The sequence below is a fragment of the Candidatus Merdisoma sp. JLR.KK011 genome (assembly GCF_036941125.1).
Taxonomy (GTDB): domain Bacteria; phylum Bacillota; class Clostridia; order Lachnospirales; family Lachnospiraceae; genus Laedolimicola.
The window spans coordinates 56,655-79,971 of sequence record NZ_JAYWSZ010000006.1; the positions used below are offsets into that span (position 1 = coordinate 56,655).

Annotated in this window: 18 protein-coding genes; all 18 read left to right on the forward strand. The window is 41.3% G+C overall.

The features are described from left to right. Positions 1-2 precede the first annotated feature (2 nt). The 18 genes from VV089_RS23770 (at position 3) to VV089_RS23855 (ending at position 23,299) form a co-directional block, all read left to right on the forward strand. Positions 3-1,499 carry a glycosyltransferase gene (locus VV089_RS23770; protein ID WP_334337666.1) on the forward strand — a complete coding sequence of 499 codons (1,497 nt, stop codon included), beginning with the start codon at positions 3-5 and terminating at the stop codon, positions 1,497-1,499. Further along, a complete protein-coding gene (gene gtfB, locus VV089_RS23775) occupies positions 1,469-2,818 on the forward strand; it encodes an accessory Sec system glycosylation chaperone GtfB (protein ID WP_334337667.1) in 1,350 nt (449 codons plus the stop codon). The genes VV089_RS23770 and gtfB overlap by 31 nt, the downstream gene beginning before the upstream one ends. Positions 2,819-3,158: 340 nt before the next feature. Continuing rightward, on the forward strand, positions 3,159-4,295 hold the full coding sequence (locus VV089_RS23780; RefSeq protein ID WP_334337668.1) for a hypothetical protein: 1,137 nt from the start codon (positions 3,159-3,161) through the stop codon (positions 4,293-4,295). A 327-nt stretch (positions 4,296-4,622) separates the two neighbouring features. Beyond that, a complete protein-coding gene (gene loaP / locus VV089_RS23785) occupies positions 4,623-5,213 on the forward strand; it encodes an antiterminator LoaP (RefSeq protein ID WP_334337669.1) in 591 nt (196 codons plus the stop codon). A gap of 53 nt (positions 5,214-5,266) precedes the next feature. Further along, positions 5,267-7,141, forward strand: a complete 1,875-nt coding sequence (locus VV089_RS23790; protein WP_334337670.1) for a sugar transferase — start codon at positions 5,267-5,269, stop codon at positions 7,139-7,141. Further along, complete coding sequence (locus VV089_RS23795) at positions 7,033-8,283, forward strand: glycosyltransferase family 4 protein (protein WP_172542680.1); 1,251 nt, start codon at positions 7,033-7,035, stop codon at positions 8,281-8,283. The genes VV089_RS23790 and VV089_RS23795 overlap by 109 nt, the downstream gene beginning before the upstream one ends. Continuing rightward, positions 8,280-10,025 (forward strand): heparinase II/III domain-containing protein, encoded by a 1,746-nt coding sequence (locus VV089_RS23800; RefSeq protein ID WP_334337671.1) that lies wholly within the window; start codon positions 8,280-8,282, stop codon positions 10,023-10,025. The genes VV089_RS23795 and VV089_RS23800 overlap by 4 nt, the downstream gene beginning before the upstream one ends. Then, on the forward strand, positions 10,018-11,238 hold the full coding sequence (locus VV089_RS23805; protein ID WP_172542678.1) for a nucleotide sugar dehydrogenase: 1,221 nt from the start codon (positions 10,018-10,020) through the stop codon (positions 11,236-11,238). The genes VV089_RS23800 and VV089_RS23805 overlap by 8 nt, the downstream gene beginning before the upstream one ends. A 39-nt stretch (positions 11,239-11,277) precedes the next feature. Continuing rightward, complete coding sequence (locus VV089_RS23810; RefSeq protein ID WP_334337672.1) at positions 11,278-13,413, forward strand: bi-domain-containing oxidoreductase; 2,136 nt, start codon at positions 11,278-11,280, stop codon at positions 13,411-13,413. Beyond that, positions 13,413-14,531: a Gfo/Idh/MocA family protein gene (locus VV089_RS23815; protein WP_334337673.1), complete on the forward strand. Its 1,119-nt coding sequence runs from the start codon at positions 13,413-13,415 to the stop codon at positions 14,529-14,531. Before VV089_RS23810 ends, VV089_RS23815 begins: the two co-directional genes overlap by 1 nt. Before the next feature lie 33 nt (positions 14,532-14,564). Then, a complete protein-coding gene (locus tag VV089_RS23820) occupies positions 14,565-14,831 on the forward strand; it encodes a glycosyltransferase family 2 protein (protein WP_334337674.1) in 267 nt (88 codons plus the stop codon). Positions 14,832-14,881: 50 nt separating this feature from the next. Further along, positions 14,882-16,279 (forward strand): hypothetical protein, encoded by a 1,398-nt coding sequence (locus VV089_RS23825; protein ID WP_334337675.1) that lies wholly within the window; start codon positions 14,882-14,884, stop codon positions 16,277-16,279. Positions 16,280-16,298: 19 nt separating this feature from the next. Continuing rightward, on the forward strand, positions 16,299-17,045 hold the full coding sequence (gene kdsB / locus VV089_RS23830; RefSeq protein WP_334337676.1) for a 3-deoxy-manno-octulosonate cytidylyltransferase: 747 nt from the start codon (positions 16,299-16,301) through the stop codon (positions 17,043-17,045). Continuing rightward, positions 17,032-18,621: an aldolase catalytic domain-containing protein gene (locus tag VV089_RS23835; protein ID WP_334337677.1), complete on the forward strand. Its 1,590-nt coding sequence runs from the start codon at positions 17,032-17,034 to the stop codon at positions 18,619-18,621. Before kdsB ends, VV089_RS23835 begins: the two co-directional genes overlap by 14 nt. After that, a complete protein-coding gene (locus VV089_RS23840) occupies positions 18,618-19,844 on the forward strand; it encodes a hypothetical protein (protein ID WP_334337678.1) in 1,227 nt (408 codons plus the stop codon). The genes VV089_RS23835 and VV089_RS23840 overlap by 4 nt, the downstream gene beginning before the upstream one ends. Then, positions 19,801-20,895: a glycosyltransferase WbsX family protein gene (locus VV089_RS23845; RefSeq protein WP_334337679.1), complete on the forward strand. Its 1,095-nt coding sequence runs from the start codon at positions 19,801-19,803 to the stop codon at positions 20,893-20,895. Before VV089_RS23840 ends, VV089_RS23845 begins: the two co-directional genes overlap by 44 nt. Continuing rightward, entirely contained in the window at positions 20,873-21,850 is a 978-nt protein-coding gene (locus VV089_RS23850; RefSeq protein ID WP_334337680.1) for a glycosyltransferase family 2 protein, read from the forward strand. Before VV089_RS23845 ends, VV089_RS23850 begins: the two co-directional genes overlap by 23 nt. Positions 21,851-21,868: 18 nt before the next feature. Next, positions 21,869-23,299: a lipopolysaccharide biosynthesis protein gene (locus tag VV089_RS23855; RefSeq protein ID WP_334337681.1), complete on the forward strand. Its 1,431-nt coding sequence runs from the start codon at positions 21,869-21,871 to the stop codon at positions 23,297-23,299. The last annotated feature ends 18 nt before the right edge of the window (positions 23,300-23,317 follow it).

Here is a 23,317-nt window from a genome sequence, read left to right on the forward strand (position 1 = left end):
ATATGATATACAGCTTTCATCATTTTTATTATTGGTCAAAAGGCGGCGTGGAGTCAGGGATGGCATATCGGGCGAAGATATTCCGCGCCCTGGGGCTGGAAGCTAAATTTGTTTTTGCAACTACGTTCCCAAACGCCAACATACAGCATGAAATGCAAATGCTGGGCTTTTTGGATTCAGAAGTTATATGGATGTACGGATTCTTTTCAGATTGCAGGATTTCACCGGTGACTTATAGGCTGAAGCAGCTGGAAAATACGTTTGGCGGGAAAGAGTATGCCATTTCCGGAAATGGCGATGTGGTAAAATATGTCTTTCCGGGAGAGCACTATTATTATCAGGCATATCTGGCGCCCGGTACAGACGATGCCGTACACAGGGTGGAAATCATTTCGAACGATCGGCTTATCCGAAAAGATTATTATACATACTGTAAAATTTATTCGGAATATTATACGCCGATGGAAAATTATTCCCATCTGTATTTGAGAAGGTTTTTTAACGAGGATGGAACAGTTGCCTACGAGGAAGTGATGGGAAATGAAGCGATGGTAGATGATGTGGTTTTATATAAGTTTCCGGATCGTCTGATTTATTCACGGGAGGAGTTGGCGGGCTACATGATGTCCCGCTTGAAGCTTACCGGGCAGGATGTCGTTCTGATAGACGGGGAACCGGGAAAGATACATCGTTCAGCTTTTATCTTAAATGCATTTCCGGCAAAAGTTGGTTTTATTCTTCATGCGGATCATTATATATGCAGCGATGAAGACCATGTTTTTTGGTACCGGATTTATGAATATGCGTTGTCCCATCCTGAAAAAATTGATTTTTATGTGACTAATACAGAGGCGCAAAGCGCCCTCTTAAGAGAGCAGTTTAAGCAGTACAAAGAGGTAGAACCTTTAGTAGTGACATTGCCGGCAGCAGGTTTGGATGAATTAAAATATCCGAAAAACGGCAGGCGCAGACATGCCCTGATTTCTGCAGGGCGTCTGGCGCCGGGGGAAAAGAATATGAACTGGGTTATCGAGGCGGCGGTAGAAGCGAGGAAGAGCGTGCCGGATTTGACGCTCGATATTTATGGCGAAGGGGAAGAGGAGGGCAGGTTGAGAGACTTGATACGGCAGTTAGAGTGTGGGGATTATGTACATCTCTGCGGTTTTCAAAAGCTGGACGAGGTGTATCAGGAGTACGAAGCTTATGTGTCTGCCGCTTTAGTGGAAACATTAGGAGTGACATTGCTGGAGGCTATTGGATCCGGGCTTCCCATTGTCGGGTTTGATTTACCTTATGGAATGCAGACGTTTGTCGATGAAGGGGAAAACGGATATAGAGTTCCATTTGGGAACATAGACGGGCTGGCAGAAGGAATCGTCAGATTATTTACAGAAACGGACATGGAAGAGTTTCGGCGACATTCCTATGAAAAGGCCAGTGGTTATCTTATGGAGGCGATGGAAAAGAAATGGGAGAATGTGCTTGGGAAAATGAAATGATTTTGCTGTTTGACAGTTATGACGAAGAAAGCCGGTTTTGGCATGAGTCCATAAAGCGGGCGGGATACGACCACGTGGCAATTGTCGTACAGGAGGATGATTTTTTACCGGATGGGATTTTCCCGGCGTATGACCTGATTCTTGGAAATTGTCGTGATAAGGTGAGGAAGGAAAGATATTTCAACGAGATTGCGGTGCCGGATTCCTGGGACATTCATGTCGGTAGTGATGAATCGGGGAGCGTTTCTTTTCGGCGGGAAGAAAAAGGGACGATTTATTATGTGGAGGCGGAAAAAAAGCGTCTGGTAAAGGCGGTGGATTGGTATGACAGGAAAGGAGCCGTCCGTTTTCGGGATCATTACAATCGGTATGGAGCTCTCTGCGCCCGGACGGTATATGATAATCAGGGGAAACCCATGAGCAAGACATGGTTTTCTCCACAGGGACAGGAGATTATTGTGGAAAACCTTGTCAGCGGAGATATCATTCTAAACGATGAAGGCCGGGAGATGTTATTCCAAAAGAAACGAGATGTCATTATTTACTATTTTAAAAAGCTTGGTTTTGCAGAAAAAAGGTTTTTGATCAATTCCTTGTCTACGCCGCTCTTTATCTTAACCGGGCTTCCCGGAACAGAAGAAAAGCGAGATTTGCTGTTCTGGCAAGGGGCGATTGGTGATGAAATTCCGGGAAACATGCAATGGATTCTCAATGGAGGTTCCGGCCGCATAGGAAAAATCATTGTGCAAAGGACAGATACCTATGAAAAACTGATTCAATTAGGCGCTAAGAAGGAAATGTTGTATTTATTGGGATTCATTTATCCGTTTCAGAAAGAAAATCGACACAAACCCGAAGCGCTCATCTGTACCCGCTTTGATAAAATAGAGCATAGCAAGGAATTGATTGAAGCGCTTCCTAGTATGCATTTTCATATCGCAGCGCCTACCTTGATGTCGCCGTTGCTGACAGATTTGGAGAAATACGGAAACGTAAGTTTATATCCGGCAGTGGCCGCAGATGTTTTGGAGCAATTGTTCCTGGATTGTGATTACTATTTTGACATCAATTATTATGGAGAGTTTGCATCTGCGAACTATAGGGCATTTCTACATAACCAGTTGATTTTTGCATTTGAGGAAACCGTGCATGAAAAAGATTATGTGGCAGAGGAGCATATTTACCCCATAACGGAATTTGAAGTGATGAAAGCGGATGTCAAGTCAATTATGAGCGATGATGCTTTGATGGAATGGCATTTGGACAGGCAGCATAAACGGGCTGCGGCAGAAGACAAGGAAGGATATAGAAGGATTTAACAGAAGTCCATGCGTCCCCGGTAGGCGAATCCACTTCCAAAATAAATTGAGATTTCGTAGAGCATCTTACTCTACGATGGCAGGAGAATCATTCTTCTGCCATTTTTCTTTAACATCATAGCACATTTAGATCGAAAGGTAAATATTTTTTCTTCTTCGGCATACTTTTTGTATGAGTTTCTTGTGTTAATTTATATTTTACTCTAAAGTTTGTCTATTTTTCAATAAAAATATTCTATTTTATTCCTTTAAATGTAAAAAACAGGATGAAGTTTTCGCAGAGTAAGATGCTCTACGAAATTTCAAGCCAAAATCCAAATCCGAGGTGAAGTGAAGAATTATGTCAGCTCCTCAGAACCAATATTTTGTGCTGACATTGCCCTTAAAGCCGGAGCTATGGCAGCAGGATCTATTGGAAAAGCGGTTTGAGATGAATCGCCAGATTTATAATGCCCTGCTTGACACAGCAATAAAGCGATACAGGCAGATGGCCCAGACACGGGCATACCGGGCAAATAAGGAAGCTCTCTTTCATACTGTGGAAAAGGAACAGCGGAAAAAGCTGCTGCAGGAGCGGGACAGTCTCATAGAAAAATACCAGCTCCGCAATTATGACATATGCAGGGAAGCAGCCCGATACCGTCAGCATTTCCAGGAGCACACCGACAGCCCCATCGTCCAGAATCTGGCTGGCGAGGTCTGGCAGGCAGTGGATGGCCTGATAAAGGGCACAGCCGCCCAGGTGTATCCAAAGAAACCAGGACAGTTAAAGAGCCTTTCAGGGAAAACAAACCGTTCCTCTATCAAGTTCCGGGAGGATGGCCTTGTCTGGAAGGGACTGGTGATCCCGGTGGATAAAAGGAATTTCACCTGGTATGAGGAGCAGGCCTTGAAGCAGGAGATCCGTTACTGCAGGCTTAAGAAGTCTGTGATCCGGGGAAAAGACAGGTATTTTCTGGAGATTGTTTTCAAGGGAAACGTGCCGGTGAAGCCAAAACCGGAAGCGCCCGGAACAGTGGGGCTGGATATCGGAAGACAGAAGCTGTCCCTGGTATCACAGGAGCAGGCAGTTGAATATCTCCTTCCCATTAAGAACCGGCAGCTGGAATTCAGAAAACGGCAGTTGAGCCAGTACATGGAGCGCAGCCGCAGAAGCATGAATCCGGAGAATTATCATCCCGACGGCCGGATCAAAAAGGGAAGCGTACATTGGATTTATTCCAGAAAATATCAGAAGGCACGGCTTCAGTACCAGGAGCTCTGCCGGAAGCAGACCGCATTGCAGAAGCAGGCGCAATACAGGCTTGCAGGCAGAATCACTTCCAGCGGAACATGCTTTTATATAGAAGAAACAGGTTCGGCAAAGGCGGACGGAGTAAAGCTAGATCCCTCTTATAGAATGCAGACAGCGCCGGCCCGGTTTCTGAAGATTCTGGAATACAAGTTAAATCAACAGGGAAAGCAGCTTCTGTTTTAATCAGACAGAGTTGTGATAGATCTTACCGGTCACTAGGTGAACGGTAACGTGATAGGCAGGGTGGTCTTGAAGCGGGCCGATATCCGCAACGGATGAAAGCCTTCGCGAAAAGGGATTAGGGCAAAGGTACTTCGGTTCTTTGCAGAAGCCTGGCAGCGGAGGACCTTCTGCAGATATTTTGCAAAAGAGCTTCGGTATAGAATATTTAAAAAAATAATTTCACCATGCAGTAAAGACAAAGCCTTCTGTATGGCCAGACTGCAAAGACAAAATCTTAAGCTTTGAAATCGTCGCATTGCCGCGTTTTAAAGGGTAAGAGGTTATCATGTGTATTTATGTCGGCATTTTTTTCATGCCGATATGGCGAAGCCTACCCTTTTTACGGAATACAAGGAAAGGGGCAGAAGCCATATGTGGTACGTGATACAGGTCAGAACCGGAACAGAGAGGGAGATTATACGGCAATGCCAGACCGTGATCCCCAAAGAGACTCTGGAAAAAAGCTTTCTTCCCTGTTTTGAGGAAATGAAACGATATCAAGGCGCCTGGCACAAGGAGCAGAAGCTTTTGTTTCCCGGGTATGTATTTCTGATTAGCGGGGATCCGGAGCAGCTCTACCGGAGCCTGAAGCCAGTCATCGGATTGACCAAGCTTTTAAAAACAGGGGATCAGATTATTTCTCTGACAGAGCCGGAGATTCAGTTCCTCTTAAGATTTGGCGGAACAGAACAGCTGGTAAAAATGTCTACTGGTTTTGTAGAGCAGGATCAGATAATCATACTGGATGGGCCGCTTAAAGGTATGGAAGGATATATTAAAAAAATAGACCGCCACAGACGGGAAGCCAGCCTGGAGCTGCCGATGTTTGGGCGGATTCTGGATGTAAAAGTCGGGTTGGAGATTATAGGGAAGAAGTGATAAGTAAGCCGTGGAAGTATCTGCGGCCTATTTTTATGTGGAGCAATTGTGAAATGAAGGAAAGAAACAGCAGTATAACAAAAAAAATAGCAGGCGCAGCCATAGTCTTAAGCGGAGCGTATTTCCTTATGAAGGCTATTGCAAAGAAAAAGTCGGAAGGCAGAGAGATAGATGCGGACAATCCCTATATTGACAAAACAGAGCTGCCCTTTTCTTCCGTAACTATTTACGAGCAGACGTTTAAGCCAATCATAGACAAAAGCCTTGCATTTGCAGGCCTTGTAATCTTGTCCCCTCTTTTTGCAGCCATATCCGCTGCGATTTTTATCGATGATCCTGGAACAATATTTTTTACGCAAAAGCGTATAGGAAAAGACAAGAGGTTTTTCTGCCTCCATAAGTTCCGGAGTATGAAGATGTCAACTCCCCATGATGTACCGACACATCAGCTGAGGGATCCGGAGCAGTATATCACGAGAGTGGGAAGGGTGCTGAGAAAAACCAGCCTGGACGAGCTTCCTCAGATCTGGGACATTTTTAGAGGAAGAATGAGCATCATAGGCCCGCGGCCGGCCCTGTGGAATCAGGAAGATCTTGTGGCAGAGCGGCAAAAGTACGGGGCCAATGGCGTACTTCCCGGCTTAACCGGCTGGGCGCAGATTAACGGCCGGGATGAACTGGAGATATCCGAGAAGGCGAAGCTGGATGGAGAATATGTGCGGCATTTAAAGCAGGGCGGATTAAGAGCCCTGTTTTTTGATATCAAATGTTTCCTTGGAACTATAAAATCCGTTGCCGGGAGTGACGGGGTTGTAGAGGGAGGAACTGGGGAATTACACAAAAGCGCCGGATTTGAGGACTATGGCTATAAAAAGGAATTCCATATAGACAGAGCGATGTGCAAGCGTATCTTAATTGTCGGCGCAAACAGCTATATAGGGGAATCCTTTGAGTCCTATGTCAGAAGCTATTACAGCAGTAATTTCCGGATAGATACGGCAGACACCATGGACAGCAGCTGGAGAGAGACTGATTTTGGTTCCTATGACACGGTATTCCATGTTGCCGGAATCGCTCATGCAGATGTAGGAAACGTGGATGAGGCCACGAAGCGGAAATATTATGCAGTAAATACGGATCTGGCAATAGAGGCGGCCAGGCTTGCAAAGGATGCAGGTGTGAGGCAGTTTGTATTTATGAGCTCTATGATTGTTTACGGCGAGTCCATGCCTTACGGCAAAGAGAAAATGATTGATGAGCATACGGTTCCGTCTCCTGCGAATTTTTACGGGGACAGCAAATGGCAGGCGGATCGGGGCGTAAGGCAGCTGCAGGATGAGAATTTCCACGTGGCAGTGCTGCGCCCTCCCATGATCTACGGCCCGGGAAGTAAGGGGAATTATCCTGTTTTGGCAAAACTGGCCAAGCGCCTTCCGGTATTCCCGGCTGTTCATAATCAGCGTTCCATGCTTTATATAGACAATCTCTGTGAATTCCTGTGCCTGCTTATGCTGAGCGGAGAGGGAGGAATCTATTTCCCACAGAATGCAGAGTACACAAATACATCTGAAATGGTGGAGCAGATTGCAGACGCCGTGTGGCATCCCATCCGGGTGACAAAGTTATTCAATCCGGCAGTAGCGGCAGCTTCCCACATCCCGGGGAAGGCGGGCGGACTGGTGAATAAGGCGTTTGGAAACAGCGCCTATGACCGGAAGCTGTCTGTCTATAAGGGCTTGGATTATTGTGTCAAAGATTTGCGGACATCTATCGCAGAGACGGAAGAGGAGAGGCCGGAGGAAAAGGAGAATAAGGAAAATTGCAGACCATATGGATTATCGATCATTATTCATCAGAACCAATATACGGAGGGATTTCCCGTCAATACGATTTTGCCAGAGAGCTGGGACGGCGCGGATACCATGTAGTTGTGATTGCATCGGGCTTCTGTCACTTTACGCACAGTTACATTTCGGAAAAACCGGTAAAGGTCAGTAAGCTGGCAGAGCATGTTCATTATATTTATTTAAAAACAAGCAGTTATGAATCTAACGGCGGACTTGGGCGGGCGCGGAATATGCTTGATTTTATGAATAAGGTCATAAAATATGAAGGCATTATTGCAAGACGCTACGGAAAGCCGGACGTTGTTACCGGCTGCTCTGTACATCCCCTGTCCTGGATTGCGGCATATCGGACAGCAAGGAAATACAAGGCCCGCTTTGTGGCGGAGGTTCGGGATTTCTGGCCGAGAATCTGGGTGGTCAGCGGCGACAAAAAGGCGATGGATCCCATGGTAATATTTTTCGGCCTGATTCAGAGATGGGCATTTAAGCATGCAGATCGCATTATTTATTCCATGTTTCATGGGGATAAATACATTTGCGGAGAATTGGGGATTCCGCGGGGCAGGGTGTACTTAATCGGGCAGCCTATGGATTGCTCAAGATTTGATGAAAATTGCGAAAAGACAGAACTGCTGCCAAAGGAGGTGCAGGAATTTATCAGAGATTCCTTTGTATGCTCCTTTGCCGGTTATTACATGGTTTATGAAGGCGTCTATGTAATGCTGGAGGCGCTGAAAATATTAGAGTCAAAGGGTCTGCCTATCAAAATGGTGTTTGTAGGCTCCGGGCAGGAAAAGGAAGGAATGGAGAAGTATATCAGAGAAAATCATCTTCACAATGCTTTGGTATATGACAGAATTCCCAAGGAAGCTGTGCCGGCGCTGCTCTCTCGTTCTCATATCTGCATGGCACATTTGGAGGTGGAGGGACACAAAGAGGTTTACAAATACGGCGTTTCAAAGAACAAGGTAAATGAATATCTGTATTCAGGAGCTTGTACCTTATATGGATTCCTGTACAAGGATGACGAGGCAGCCGTAAGCGGAGGCGGTATTATGTTCGAACCTTATGATGCAGAAGATTTGGCTGAGAAGATTGCATATGTATATAATCTGCCGGAAGCAGAGCGGCGTCAGTATGGCGTCAGGGGCCGGGAATATATCAAGGCCAATCACAGCGTTGAGGTTCTGACAGATCGAATGCTTGAGGTATTGTTTGGATGAACAGGATAGAAAAAGCATGGCTTTACTGGAATACGGTAAAAAGTCTGAAACCCGTTCAGATAAGACATCAGATAGAAAATCGGATATGCAGGGGCCGGAGAAAAAAATATCTGGACAGCGTAAAAGCACTGCTGGGGCCAAAGAGCTGGAGTGAGATAAAGCTTCTTATTCCAGAGCTGGACTGTGATCCGGATTATCTGCAGAGATTTCCTAAGGACAAGCTGCTGCGCAATGAGATCGAACTGCTTCACGAATCTCACAGGATAGAGAAGGAGTGGAGGGTTTTGGAGGCTTCTCATTTATGGAATTATAATCTTCATTACCTGGAGTTTTTGATTCCATTGGCAGTAGAATACAGCGTCACAGGAGAAGAAGCCTATTTTTTAAAGTGGAAAGAGTTCGTGGAGGGGTGGCTGAAGCAGTCCTCTGATGACAGTTTTGAGCCCTATACCATATCCATGCGGATTCCCAATCTGCTGATTTGCATGGAATTATTGAGAGAAAAGCTCCGGGATACGGAGCTGGAATCCGCAGTGATAACTTCTCTTTACCAGCAATACAGGTATCTGCTCAAGACACAGGAACAGGCGCTGCTTGCAAATCACTATTTTGAAAATTTAAAGGCTGTGGTGATATCCAGCCTCTTGTTTCAAGAGACAGGGATGTATCATCAATATTTTGACCTGTTTCTAAAAGAGATAGAGGAACAGATACTTTCCGACGGGCTTCATTTTGAAAGAAGCCTTATGTATCATAAAATAATTCTGGAAGATATTCTGCGCGTGCATGCAGCGCTACGCAGCACAGGGCACAGGGAAGACGCTAAAAAGCTGATTCCGGCAATTCAGATGATGGCATCGGCAATGATGAAGCTGGAGAGGGGGTTCGAGAGGACACCTCTTTTTAATGATGTCGGAAATAATGTGAGCAAGAGCCGGGACGCCCTGTTTCGAGCCATAATAAGGCATTGTACAAACAGCGTAACAGCAGAAAAAAGCAATGCGCAGAAAGAAACAGTGGTGGAAGGCTTTGAAGCTTCCGGCTGCTATATGCTCACCCACAAGGGTACAGCGCTTTTTTTTGATTGCGGAGAGATTGGGCCTTCTTACATGGGAGGGCATGCCCACTGTGATTGTCTCAGCTTTGAACTGAGCGTGAATGGGAAAGCATTGTTTGTGAATTCCGGCACCGGACAGTATCAGGGAGAGCTGAGGTCTTTTTTCCGCAGCACAGCGGCTCACAATACCCTTATGATTGACGACAGAGAACAGTCAGAGCTGTGGGGAGAGCACAGGGCGGCGAGGAGGATAAGGAAGGTGCAGGGCAAAGCCGGAGACAGAGGGCTGATTGGCCGGTTTCAAAGCTTTCGGGGAGATTTTTTCCGAAGGAGCTTATGGTGGAAAAAGGAAGAGGAAAATGTTCTTGTAATACGGGATGACTTGAAAGCCTGCGACGCCGGGAAGCATACAGCCAGGCAGTTTCTGCATCTTGCACCGGGATACCGTTATAGACGGGACGGCAGGCAGATAGAGGTTCTGGAAGGAGAAACCCTTCGGGCAGTTATTAAGCTTCCTTATAAATGTGATTATCTCATTCATAAGGAAGGAATCCTGACGAACTATGCGGAGGATTTTGGGGAATATCAGAGAAAAGAGGTTCTGGAGGTTCGGACGCTGTTTGAAGAGAAAGTCCGGTCAGAGCTTGAGATAGAAATGACAGGAGAGTGGGAAACAAATGGTTAATGTAATCGGATTGGGATATATCGGGCTGCCTACGGCCTTAATGCTGGCGTCTCACGGCATAGAGGTGATAGGCACGGATTATAATAAAAAGCTGGTGGAAACGCTGAATGCAGGCCGCACCACCTTTAAAGAGGAAGGCTTGGACGAGCTGTTTAAAAATGCTGTGGAGGCCGGTATCCGATTTACAACCGAGTACCAGGTGACAGATACCTATATTGTCTCGGTTCCCACACCTTATGATAAGTTTTCCAAAAAGGTAGACGCCTGTTATGTAGCGGCGGCGGTGAAGGATGTATTGAAGAAAGCGCCCCAAGGGGCGGTTGTTGTCATTGAATCCACGGTTTCCCCAGGAACACTGGACAAATTTGTGAGGCCGGCAATTGAGGAAGCCGGAAAGGCGATAGGCACGGATGTACATCTTGTTCATGCTCCGGAGCGGATTATTCCAGGAAATATGGTTTATGAATTAATTCATAATAACCGCACCATCGGAGCGGACGACAAAGGAGTAGGAGAACGGGTAAAATCCCTCTACGCATCTTTCTGCCAGGGCGAGATTGTGGTCACGGATATCCGGACAGCAGAGATGACAAAGGTGGTAGAAAATACATACCGTGCGGTCAATATTGCATTTGCAAATGAACTGGCAAAAATATGCCGGCATGACAACATGGATGTGTATGAGATTATCCGCATCTGCAATATGCACCCCAGAGTGAATATCTTACAGCCGGGGCCGGGAGTGGGAGGCCACTGCATTTCGGTAGATCCCTGGTTTCTGGTGGGGGATTATCCGAGCCTGGCAAAGGTGATTGACGAATCTATGAAAACCAATGACGGAATGCCGGATTTTGTGCTGAACCGAATCTACGAGATTATGAAGGAAGAGGGGCTTACGGATATCACACGGGTTGGCCTGTATGGGCTTACTTATAAAGAAGATGTAGATGATATGCGGGAATCTCCGACGCTGCAGCTTCTGGAATCCCAGGAGCGGCATCTGGCTTTTGGGCTTAAGGTTTATGATCCGCTGATTTCGGAAGATATGGTGCCGAACCAGTATCATAGTCTGGAAGAATTTCTGGATGGGGTGGATATGGTGGTTGTTATGGTGGGGCATAGGGAGATTAAGGAGAATATGGATAAGCTTAGGGGAAAGGTTGTATTGGATACGCGGCATATCTGTGGGTTCGACAAGGTCTATCAGTTATAAAATATATGTGACGAATCTTTTATAGAGAGGGTTAGAATTTTGAAGCAGTTATTTTTATCAGTCAGTGACGGTTCAGTGAATGTTGTAGAAACACCGGCGCCTACAGTAAAAGAAAATACGGTTATTATGGAAACATTATATTCGGTTGTCAGCGCGGGAACCGAGCGCTCCCTTACGTCCTTTGGCGGAAAGAATCTGATTCAGAAAGCCATGGAGCGGCCGGATCAGGTGAAAAAGGTTACGGAGAAAATGTCTACGGACGGTATTCTTACAACAGTGGAAGCAGCCTTTGGAAGACTAAAGGATCCTATGCCTATGGGCTATACGGCAGTGGGCAGGGTAGTGGAAACCGGAAGAGGCGTGACGGAGGTTAAAGCAGGCGATATAGTTGCGGCTGTGGGACAGGCTTATCACAGTGAGGTGAACCGGGTTGGAAAAAATCTGGTGGTTAAGGTTCCGGATGAAGTAGAAGATCTGAGACAGGCGGCATTTTCTGCATTGGGCGGCATTGCCTTAGAGGGCATCCACCAGGCGGAGGTGATTCCGGGAGAGACGGTTGCTGTAGTTGGACTGGGACTGCTTGGACACATTACAGCGCGGATCCTGGATGCCTATGGCTGTGATGTAATTGGATTCGACGTGGCAGATAAGACATTGCCGCATACCAGACTAAAGGCCTTTATCAATTCCACAGACGACCATGGGGCGGAGCTGGCACGCTCCCTGACACATGGCAGAGGCGTGGATAAGGTGATTATCACAGCGGCAGCGGACTCCAATGCTCCGATTGATCTGGCGGAGGAAATCACCAGGGATCGGGGAACGATCTGTATGATCGGCGTGACCAGGATGGAGCTTGACCGCAGACCGTTTTATCAAAAAGAGCTCAGCTTTAAAATAGCCAGATCTTATGGGCCGGGCCGGTATGACAGCAGCTATGAGGAGGACGGCGTTGATTACCCCATCGGATATGTGAGGTTTACCGAGGGGCGGAATGTAGAAGAATTTCTGCGCCTGCTTGCCGCAAAGCGGCTGAATATAACGGATTTAATTACCCATACGCTGCCGTTTTCGAATGCGGCGGAGGCCTATGAGATGATTACGAAGAATCCGAGGCATGAAACGTATATTGGCGTTGTGTTAAAGTATGAGGAAAATGAAGCAAAATGGGACAGTGTGGTGAAGAATGCCGAAGCTGTCTTGGAAGGCAAAAAAGCTGCAAATAAAAGGACTGCAGATAAGAGGCAGCTTAACCTTGGCTTGATAGGAGCGGGATTATTTGCCAGGACTACCATGCTTCCAGTGATGCAGGCAAGCAGCCTGTATCATTTTAAGGGCCTGGCGACTACTGGGGGAATCGCCTCTGCACAGGCCAATGAGGTATTTCCTTTTGACTATACCACCAATGACTACCGAAGGCTTTTGGAGGACGAGGATGTGGATCTGATCGCGATCTCCACACAGCACAACAGCCATGCAAAGTTTATTGTGGAGGCTTTGGCAGCCGGCAAGAATGTCTATGTGGAAAAGCCTTTGTGTCTGACTCTGGATGAACTGAAACGCATTGAGGATGCTTATAAGAACAGTACGGGAGAATTATTCTGTGGACTGAACCGCAGACATGCGCCGCTTATAAAGGAAATCAAGAAGGAATTGCAGACAGACAAAATTCCGGCCGTGTATGATTACATCGCCAATGCCGGATACATTCCGCCGGAGCACTGGACGCAGGAGGAAGGCAAGGGCGGCGGCCGGATTATCGGGGAGGCTGTGCATTTTATAGATACCATTCAGAGTCTGGATGGGAGTGAGCTGGTGGAAGTGAATTTGTCTTTTGCAGCAAATCCGGCTTATCCCAAAAAGGATAATGCGATTATCACTCTCCGCTTTGCTTCCGGCGCTGTGGGGACGGTTCTTTATACTTCTATGGGGAGCAAGAAGTACCCAAAGGAACAGTTACGGGTGTTCAGCAATGGATCCGTGTATGTGATGGATAATTATGTGGGGCTTGTGAAGTATGGGAGCAGCAGGAAGAAGGAGACGAAGCTTAAGCAGGATAAGGGGATTGGGGATGAGTATCGGTATATTTTTGATGTGGTGAGTGGGAAGAGGAAGAATCAGGTTATTAAGGATGCTTTTATTGGGCATAGATTGTTGTTTGAGGCGATGAAATAATGAAAATTGTAACTAATTTGAGAAAAGTAGTTCGTTATAATAGCTTATACGGTTTTAGAAGGACAGTTATTAAAGTCGCAGGCAGAACAAGGAATCATAAATTAAATATTTTTTTTCCAGTAAAACGTGGAGAAAAAAATATATCTTTGATAGGATGTGGACAGTTTGGATTTTCTACGATATCATATTTCCTTTATAAAAAGATAGGAAGCCATTTTTTAGAATGTTATGATATTGATTCGAAAAAAAGCCTTTCAACTGCAAAGTTTTGGGGATATAAGCCTTGTAAGAATGCTGAAGCACTGATTTCCAATCCGAAATGTAAATATGTGTATATTGCTTCGGATCATTATACACATAGCGAATACGCAATTGAAGCTATTGAAGCGGGTAAAATAGTTTATTGCGAGAAGCCGATTTCAGTTACACGAGATCAACTATTGAATCTTGTAAAAACAATTAAACAATTTCATGCGGAGATTTATTTTGGATACAACAGACCCTTTTCAAAAGCTATAAGTGATTTAATACCTTACATTAAAAATTGTAGAGCACCAATGACATTAACCTGTTTTATTTCGGGGCATAAACTGGCTGCTGACCATTGGTATAACGATCCAAAAGAAGGAACCCGGATATGTGGAAATCTTGGCCATTGGATCGATCTGTCCATGTATTTATTTGAGCAAAGAGGGTTAGAGCCGGAAATATATGATATTAACATTACCTATTCCAGTAAGGATGAGCTGGATGATAATATTGCAGTTTCCTATAGAACAGAACATGGAGATTTGATTACACTGGTTTTAACCTCGCGTACAGAGCCTTTTGAAGGAATTAATGAGACCATTAATCTGCAATGTGGGAATTTGATTTCAAAGATAGATGATTTTCAAAAGCAGACCTTATGGGCTGGAGAGAAAAGGCAGCTGCTAAAATACAGTCCTAAAGATGTTGGGCATTTAAGAGCCATTAATCAGCCATTTATTGATGAGAAGCGGAGAGTGAATACAGTCATAAAGTCAACACTTTTGATGTTAGAGATTAAAGATATGGTGATGAATGTGGAAGAGAGCAGGCGATATGATTTGAAGGAAGATAATAAATTTTTGTTTTAATATAAAGCGGCTGAAAGGAGAAGGGCAGCGTAAATGGATAAGGAAAGAAAAGTTTCTGTATCAGTAATCATTCCGTTCTATTCACATGCAGATTGGCTGGAAGAGGCCTTGGACAGTGTTTTGTCACAGACATTACCAGCATATGAAATTATAGTTATCAATGATGGTTCAAAAGAAGATTTATCAAAGCTTATAGAAAAGTATAAAAAATCGGTGACATTTTTAAAACAGGAAAACGAAGGGGCAGCAAATTTTTCGCAAGGCCTGGATGGGACAATTCGTGTAGATGAAGATTTATGATATGTGGAATTTTTAGCGAATGAGAATTTATTAAGGAAAAGTATTACGCAATGAACAACACTGTAATAATAAAAGGAAGAACTATCAAATATAACAATAAACAAATCAGCTTAGATGATTTGATGACAATAGATTTTTATGAATATATGGAGAATATCGCACCAGAGTATGACTCGGGCCATATATTTGATAATGTTGTCTATTTGAATTTTGTATTAAATATTTATGCATATATTTATTTTTTTCGTAAAAACAGCATAAATAATGTGATAGTTGAAGAGACAGAAGACAGCATAAAAGATTATGTTTATGATGCTGCAAGATTGTTGGATATTAGAATTGAAAAAAGATATAGTAAAAGATATCATAGCTGGACCAGTAGGTTGATACTTTGTGCAATATTTATGTACATGTTCTTTCAACAAATTTGTATCAAATGGGAGAAAAGAGATTTAGATAGAAATAAAGATATAGCAGTTTTAAGAACCCCTGCGGCAAAAAAGAAAATACGGGCATCAGAAGAGCGGGAAATATTATGTGAGGAGTCCATTGCAAAGGGCAGTTTATATTCTTTTAGTTCGCGGATGAAACGTTTCTTCTATCTAATAAGTTCTTTTGGATATGCAGTGGGTAATCTAAGGGAAGCTGAGAAATATTGTGATAAGCATGGTTTATATGAATCAAAAAAAGAAATAATTAGTTTTTTACGACTGCGTTTGCTTCCGGTTAGCTTTTACAGGCAGAATCTTGAGGGGATTCTGTCGTTGAAGTGGAACAAGGATTTTATAACAGGAAATAATCTTGATATGTATGCAATGGTGGAAGAAGAATGCGCACGAAAGTATGGAATAAGGATGGTATGTATACCTCATGGTCTGGAGTATGGTTTCCGCTTTCCACATTGTTTTACAGGAGATTATTTTTATTCGACCAGCATTAATGCAGAAAAGTATTTCAATAAAAAGTACAGAACAGAAAAGTTTCATTTTGATCCTTATATGGCCAAGGAAATGTTTTCATTGAATATTGCCCGGAATAGAGAAAAGCCGAGAAAGATCGTATATTTTACTGAACCGAGGGAACCGCATGTTAATATAGAAATTTTACGTCCTTTGGTAAAACAACTTTGTAATTATGGTTATAAGTTATATATTAAGCATCATCCCAAGGATAATATGGCTGATTATGAAGAGTTTAACGGAGAGATAGAAGAAATTCAAGAGTTATCAGAAGCAATCGTTGGGAATATCTGCATTGCAAGAAAATCGACAGTCCTGCTTGAGGGACTTTATAATGATGCACTATGTGCAGCCATTGTTATAAACGAGAAGGATAATGCGCTTTTTAGAATGTTTCCGTCATTAATGGATGATAAGATACAACAGTTTCATAGTATTGAAGAGCTGACTAAATGGATATATGAAACGAATAAACAGGAATGTGAATAATTGTATAAGGAGAAAGGTTATGAAAATAATTGGAGTAATACCTGCACGATATAAATCGTCCCGATTTCCAGGAAAACCATTGGCTGATATTTGTGGAAAGCCAATGATTTGGTGGGTTTATCAACAATGTAAAAAAGTTGAGGATTTTTCTGAAGTCTATGTTGCAACGGATGATAAGATAATATTTGATACGTGTAAAGAATTAGGTATAGAAGTTGTGATGACATCAGATAAACACCAAACAGGAACAGATCGTATTGGTGAAGTGTCAAGAAAAATTTATTCAGACTTGATTATTAATATTCAAGGAGATGAACCTCTTTTAGAACCGGAGACAATAAGGGCTGCAATAACACCATTTTATGAAAATAATAATCTTCAAGTCACCAATTTGATGACAAAAATAAAGGATCCGATTGATGTAATCAATTACACAGTTCCAAAAGTTATCACAAACAAGGAAGGGATTGGAATATATCTTACCAGATCAGCATCGCCTTACCCCAAAGGAAGCTTAGATTATAGTTATTATAAACAAGTGTGTGTATATGGGTTTAAGCCAGAGGCGCTTCAGTTCTTTTGTGAATACGGGGAAAAGTATGGTAAGGCAAAGATTGAAGCGATTGAGGACATAGAAATACTGCGTTTTATAGAAAATGGATATAAAGTACAGTATATAGAAGTCGAATCAGATACGGTAGCGGTTGATACACCTAATGATTTGGAAAAAGTTCGGAGGATATTGAATAACAATGAAGATACTTGATTGCACATTACGAGATGGCGGATACTGTAATCAGTGGAAATTTGGCTATGAAAATACAAAGAAAATAGTGGCAGGATTATGTGAATCAGGAATCGACATTATTGAATGTGGTTTTTTAACAGAGAAGATAAAACACGATTTGGAGAGCACTCAATTCAATACGATTGAAGAAATTACAAATATAATTTCAGAAAGCGAAAGAGAACCACAGTTTGTTTGTATGATAAATTATGGTGAGTATGATGTAGAAAAGCTTCCGGATTGTAATAAAAACGGAATTACCGGGATTCGAATTGCGTTTCATAAAAGGAATATGAAAGAAGCGTTGATTGCTGGACATATCATAAAGGAAAAGGGATACAGGCTATACCTGCAGCCAATGGTGTCTTTGAATTATTCAGATGAAGAATTTTTGCTGCTGATTCAGCGAAGCAATGAGTTAAAACCATATGCATTCTATATAGTGGATAGTTTTGGCGTGATGAAACAACAAGATCTCATCCGCCTTTTCTATTTGGTTGAACATAACCTAAAAAAAGATATCGCTATTGGTTTCCATTCTCATAATAATATGCAGCTGGCATATTCTAATGCACAGGCACTTCTTGGCATAAGCTCAAAGCATGAGATTATAATTGATTCATCTATATTTGGAATGGGCAGAGGAGCAGGTAATCTGAATACAGAATTGTTTTTAGAATATCTGAATGATAATTATAAAACAAAATACAGATTAAAGCCTTTGCTTATCATAATAGATGAGATATTAAATCAGTTTTATCAAAAGAATTACTGGGGGTATTCATTGCCAAACTACCTTTCTGCAAAATATAATACACATCCCAGTTATGCAATTTTTTTGGATGCAAAGAAAACATTAACAATAGAAAGCATGGATGAGATTTTTTCCATGATGGAAAATGAAAAGCGTTCCAGTTATGAACAGCAATATATCGAAAGGCTATATGAGAAATATATGAGCGTAAGGGATTGCTCACAAAATCATTTAAATGAATTAATACGCATCGTTTCAGACCAAAATATTGTTATCATTGCACCAGGCAAAAGTTCTATAGCGGAAAAAGATAAAATTCTGGAATGTGTGAAATGTGAAAATGCAGTTGCAATCAGTATTAATCATAAATATGAGGAATATGAATGCGATTATATTTTCGTGAGCAATTTGAGACGATATCGAGAGTTAAATAAGGAAGATTACGGGAAGTGTATTATTACAACTAATATTCGTTCTGATGAAACGTATTTGAGAGTCAATTATGAAGAACTGATAAATAATATAGAGGCAGTGAGTGATAACGCCAGCATGATGCTGATAAAATTATTAATTTTATTAGGAGCCAGAAAGGTATTCATATGTGGATTAGATGGATATTCTGTTGTTCCCACAGAAAACTTTGCTGATGAGAAGATGAATTTCTATGTTAATAAGACTAGATTTGAGGAGATGAATGAAGGATTAAATAGAATGATAGAGAGATATAGTAAAGAAGTACCTATGGAATTTGTGACAACACCAGTATTTGTTCATTTGAATACAGAGGCGAGAGACGCATGAGGCGAACGAAAGGCATTACAGAATTTTTAATTGGGAATTATTATTTGCTTATAATTACATTATATATGTTTGCAATGATATATAGAAGTATGCGTGTTGGAGTATACGCATCATTTTTTATGTGCTTGATTTTAGGGGGATTAATGCTAAAAGGTAGAGCAGGTATGACGATCAGGGAAACAGATGTATATGTGCTTTTATTTTTGTTATACAGTGTTATATCAGCTATGGCATATTTTGTAAATAATATACCAGTTTCCGTATTTATAAGTGCGGCATCTAATGCCCTTCTCCCCATTGTCTTTTATGTGTCTGGAAGGAAAGGGATACAGTTTAAGAGAAGTTCATTTTACTTTGCCTTAGATATTTGCTGTCTGATAGGTATTTTTCTGTTAATTATAAAGCCAGAGTGGTATGTGACATATTGCAAAGGAAGAGGTATCTCTTACACGAGATTGTCATCAGGATTAGGCAGTGTTGCAATTGGAACATTATCTACAATTGCCTTAATTTATACAATCAGCGATATGATCGAGTCGAGAGGAGAAAAAGGAAAGCTGCAATATATATTTTCAATGGCGTTTGTATTTTTGAGTATGCAGCGTTCTGCCTGGGCTGTGGGGATATTGTCAGTATTTGTCATGCATTATTATGTGTTCTTTAAGTGGCATGCTGTTAGGAAAAAATATCTGCTTATAGAGCTGCCTGCCATTCCATGCGGATTATTCATGTTTAGAAGACCTATAATAAACATGGTGAGAAGATGGATGATGGAAAAAGCTTCTCATGGAAATCTGGGAATGATTTCCAGCAGATCGTCTCAGTGGATAAATGGATTAGAAAGCTCAAATTGGATAATTGGAAGTGGGTTTGGCACGCGTGGACAAAAAGCCATGCAATTTGTAAAGGTATTTATTGGTGATGGTGGATGGGCGGTTTTGTTATGCGAAGTGGGAATTATAGGCCTTATCATATTTGCAATCATTATGGCAAAGGTAATAAAAAAGGGGATGTATTCTTTTAAAAAATTGTATGTTCCAATGTTGATTATTCTATTGTTTTTCCTGCAGGCAATAGGGTCTAATGTATTTATGTTTCAGCTACTGGTTCCGTTTTTTTGGATGTCAGTTGGAGAAATAGTGGGGTTTAATAAGAAGGATATACGAAAGGAAAGTTTAAATGAAAGTACTTGCATTTTATCTCCCACAGTTTCACGAAACTGAGGAGAATAATATATGGTGGGGAAAAGGGTATACAGAGTGGAAGGCAGTAAAAGGAGCGAAGCCTTTATTTAGTGGACATAAAGAACCAAGAGTGCCTTTGAATGATAACTATTATGATTTGTCTGATAAAACGGCATCTACATGGAAGTGGCAGTCAGAACTTGCAAAAAAATATGGGGTTTATGGTTTCTGCATATATCATTATTGGTTTGATGGAAAAAAGCTTTTGGAAAAACCAATGGAAATACTGCGTAATCATCCAGAAATTGATATAAACTACAGTATTTGCTGGGCGAATGAGACATGGAGCAGAAACTGGTATGGCCAGAATCGAACGGTGCTGATAGAACAGACATATGGAATGGAAGATTCCTGGAAAAACCATTTTGATTATTTGAAAGATTTTTTTCTGGATGTGCGTTATATCAAAATAGATAATAAGCCGGTGCTCCATATTTACCGTTCGCAGGATATACCTTGTTTGCCAGAGATGCTTTCTTTATGGAACAGGCTAGCTAAGGAGTTGGGATTTGATGGACTCTATATCATAAGTGGGATAACAAGAAAAGGAGAGGAAACAAGAAAAAATTTAATAGACAATCAGTATTACTTTAATCCGGGATTTATATTAAAGAAGAAACTGGATTTTGGAGAATATCTGGGCTATTTACTTAAAACAGCCGTAAAGAGATTTTCCAATAAAATTTTAAGAGCAACGTTTCTTGAACATCTGATCAACATTGAAATAATATACAGGCATATTGAATGTGAGTCAATTCCCGATAATGCATGCCCTTGTACATTTCCGCAGTGGGATAATACACCAAGAACAGGAACATCAGGTCTATGTTATAAAAACGCTTCTCCAAAGCTATTCGAGAATCATTTTTCTAAGCTATACAAGAAATATAAGGATAAGAAAGAATTCATTTATATTAATGCATGGAATGAATGGGGAGAGGGTGCCTATCTTGAACCAGATACAGAATATGAATACCAATATTTAGAGGCAATCAAGAAAGGCATCAATGATGAAGAATGTGCTTGTTAGTGTTATAGTACCAGTATATAAGGTTGAATTGTATCTTGAGAGATGCTTAGAAAGTATTATCAATCAGACCTATCATAATTTAGAAATAATCTTGGTGGATGATGGTTCACCAGACAAGTGTCCAGAGATATGTGATCGGTATGCGGCATATGACAAAAGAATAAAAGTTATTCATAAACCAAATGGTGGGTTGTCTTCTGCGAGGAATGCTGGTATAGATGTGATGAATGGAGAATATGTTACATTTATTGACAGTGATGATTTTATTCCAGAGGATGCTATAGAGAAGTGGGTGCACTATATTAAAAAGTATCATGTCAATATTGTTGTTGGAAGATATCAGATATATAACAAGGGTGATATTCTGGAAAGGAAAAATGCCGGAAAAGTGGAAAAGTGGTCTGTATGTGATGCTCTGCGGTATATGTTTATCATTGATGGAAAGCTGTGCAGTGCATGGGGAAAGCTGTATGATGCCAGATTGTTTGAGAAGCTTAGGTATCCGGAGCATATACAGTATGCCGAGGATATGTATGTTATTCATTTGTTATTTCATGAAGCTAAAAGCATCGTTTTTGTAAATGATGTTCAATATTATTATAGTCAAGAAGGAGAAAGCCTTGTGCGTTCCGCATTCTCTGAAAAGAAATTGCAGAGAGTAGAAGCAGTAGAAAAATGGATTAAGTTTATTGAAGAATTTTATCCGGAATTAAAGGAAGAGATACTATCTTTTTATGGAGGAGTACTTATTAATTTATGCATGGAAATAGAAAGCAATTCTGCTGAATATGCCAAGACTGCCTATAGAAAATATCGTGATATTCTTATAAAGGGGTATCAATGTTTTCGCAAAAATCAATATATGGGTAAAAACAATATAATAAAACTTTTTATGATAAAAAATAAATGTACTTTACCATATCAATTATTTCGAAGAAGGAAATCAGGAAAATAAATAGAGTGATATTTTAAAATGGAGAATAAGATTAAAAAAAGTGTTGTAGTTAAAGCGACACTCTGGTACACAGTGTCAAGAGTGCTGATTCGCGGCATTAGCTTTTTTACTGCGCCATTATTTACGAGACTACTAAGTACATCGGATTATGGAATAGCAAGTAATTTTAATTCATGGGCCAACATTGTTTCCTGTTTTGCAGGGCTTAGTCTGACGACAGCTGCTTTGAGAGGAAAAGTAGAATTTAAGGAAAACTACAAGGAATTTTTGTCGGCAATTCAGACTCTGGGAATTATATCAACATTAGTATGTATATTAATTATTACTCCTACCATTAATTTCTGGTGTGGCGTGATGGAACTGAATCAGGTATGTATTGTTATTATGATGTTTTATCTGATCTTCGAACCGTCAGTTAATTATGCGCAGACTGATTTTCAATTTGACTACAAATATAAAGAAAATATAGGTATTTCTCTTTTTACAGTTCTGGGAACAGTGTTTTTTTCGATTGTATTTGTATTGTTATGGCCGGATATGCGATATATGGGCCGGATACTAGGAATGGCACTGCCATGCATTATTATTGGATTATATTTTGCAGTTAAAATATTCTGTAAGGGCAGACTGCTATATAGCAGGGAATATTGGACTTATGGTTTGAAACTTTGCATACCTATGATACCTCATGGTCTTGCGATGATTGTTCTTGGGCAGATTGACCGTGTAATGATAATAAAGTATATTGGGGAATCTGAGGCTGGTATATATAGTTTTGGATATTCTTATGCTATTCTTCTTTCGGTAATAACAAATGCAGTAAGTGATGGTATAAAGCCGCAAATGTACAATCTGCTGGAAAAAGGAGAAGATGAGAAGCTTGCAAGCTTTATAGAACGTATTGTAGCAGGAACAACCTTTTTGACTATAGGAATTGTTTCAGTTGCGCCAGAAGCATTAAAAATATTAGGGACAAGGGAGTATTACGATGCACGCTGGGTTATTTTTCCTGTTGCTCTGGGAACATTGATGCAGTTTATGTATCAGAATTTTAATATAATACAGTTATATTATAAAAAAACAATATATACTGCAATTGGTTCAGTATCAGCGGCGCTAGTTAACTTTACTTTGAATATGGTATTTATTCCGCGATATGGATATATAGCAGCAGCGTATACAACGATGATATCCTATGGTCTTTTGATGCTATTTCATTATTGTGCATCATGGTGGGTTGCAAAGAGAAGAATATACAGGTTTGCACCATATGCATTTTTTTCATTTATAGCTATATTGGCAGGTTTTTGGTTTAATCTAATGTATGATCATTCAGATGGCATTAGATACATTATGATATTATTTCTCATTTTAATAATGGGAATATATTTTAAACAAGAAATAAATTTGGGAATTGCAATAGTGAGAAAAACATTTAAAAAGTTATAAGGCAGTAATATATAAAGG

Bases quoted from the DNA above. Each gene is read 5' to 3' on its own strand.
- VV089_RS23770 (WP_334337666.1), top strand. From the start codon at position 3: ATGATATACAGCTTTCATCATTTTTATTATTGGTCAAAAGGCGGCGTG.
- gtfB (WP_334337667.1), top strand. From the start codon at position 1,469: ATGGGAGAATGTGCTTGGGAAAATGAAATGATTTTGCTGTTTGACAGT.
- VV089_RS23780 (WP_334337668.1), top strand. From the start codon at position 3,159: ATGTCAGCTCCTCAGAACCAATATTTTGTGCTGACATTGCCCTTAAAG.
- VV089_RS23790 (WP_334337670.1), top strand. From the start codon at position 5,267: ATGAAGGAAAGAAACAGCAGTATAACAAAAAAAATAGCAGGCGCAGCC.
- VV089_RS23800 (WP_334337671.1), top strand. From the start codon at position 8,280: ATGAACAGGATAGAAAAAGCATGGCTTTACTGGAATACGGTAAAAAGT.
- VV089_RS23805 (WP_172542678.1), top strand. From the start codon at position 10,018: ATGGTTAATGTAATCGGATTGGGATATATCGGGCTGCCTACGGCCTTA.
- VV089_RS23815 (WP_334337673.1), top strand. From the start codon at position 13,413: ATGAAAATTGTAACTAATTTGAGAAAAGTAGTTCGTTATAATAGCTTA.
- VV089_RS23820 (WP_334337674.1), top strand. From the start codon at position 14,565: ATGGATAAGGAAAGAAAAGTTTCTGTATCAGTAATCATTCCGTTCTAT.
- VV089_RS23825 (WP_334337675.1), top strand. From the start codon at position 14,882: ATGAACAACACTGTAATAATAAAAGGAAGAACTATCAAATATAACAAT.
- kdsB (WP_334337676.1), top strand. From the start codon at position 16,299: ATGAAAATAATTGGAGTAATACCTGCACGATATAAATCGTCCCGATTT.
- VV089_RS23835 (WP_334337677.1), top strand. From the start codon at position 17,032: ATGAAGATACTTGATTGCACATTACGAGATGGCGGATACTGTAATCAG.
- VV089_RS23840 (WP_334337678.1), top strand. From the start codon at position 18,618: ATGAGGCGAACGAAAGGCATTACAGAATTTTTAATTGGGAATTATTAT.
- VV089_RS23845 (WP_334337679.1), top strand. From the start codon at position 19,801: ATGAAAGTACTTGCATTTTATCTCCCACAGTTTCACGAAACTGAGGAG.
- VV089_RS23850 (WP_334337680.1), top strand. From the start codon at position 20,873: ATGATGAAGAATGTGCTTGTTAGTGTTATAGTACCAGTATATAAGGTT.
- VV089_RS23855 (WP_334337681.1), top strand. From the start codon at position 21,869: ATGGAGAATAAGATTAAAAAAAGTGTTGTAGTTAAAGCGACACTCTGG.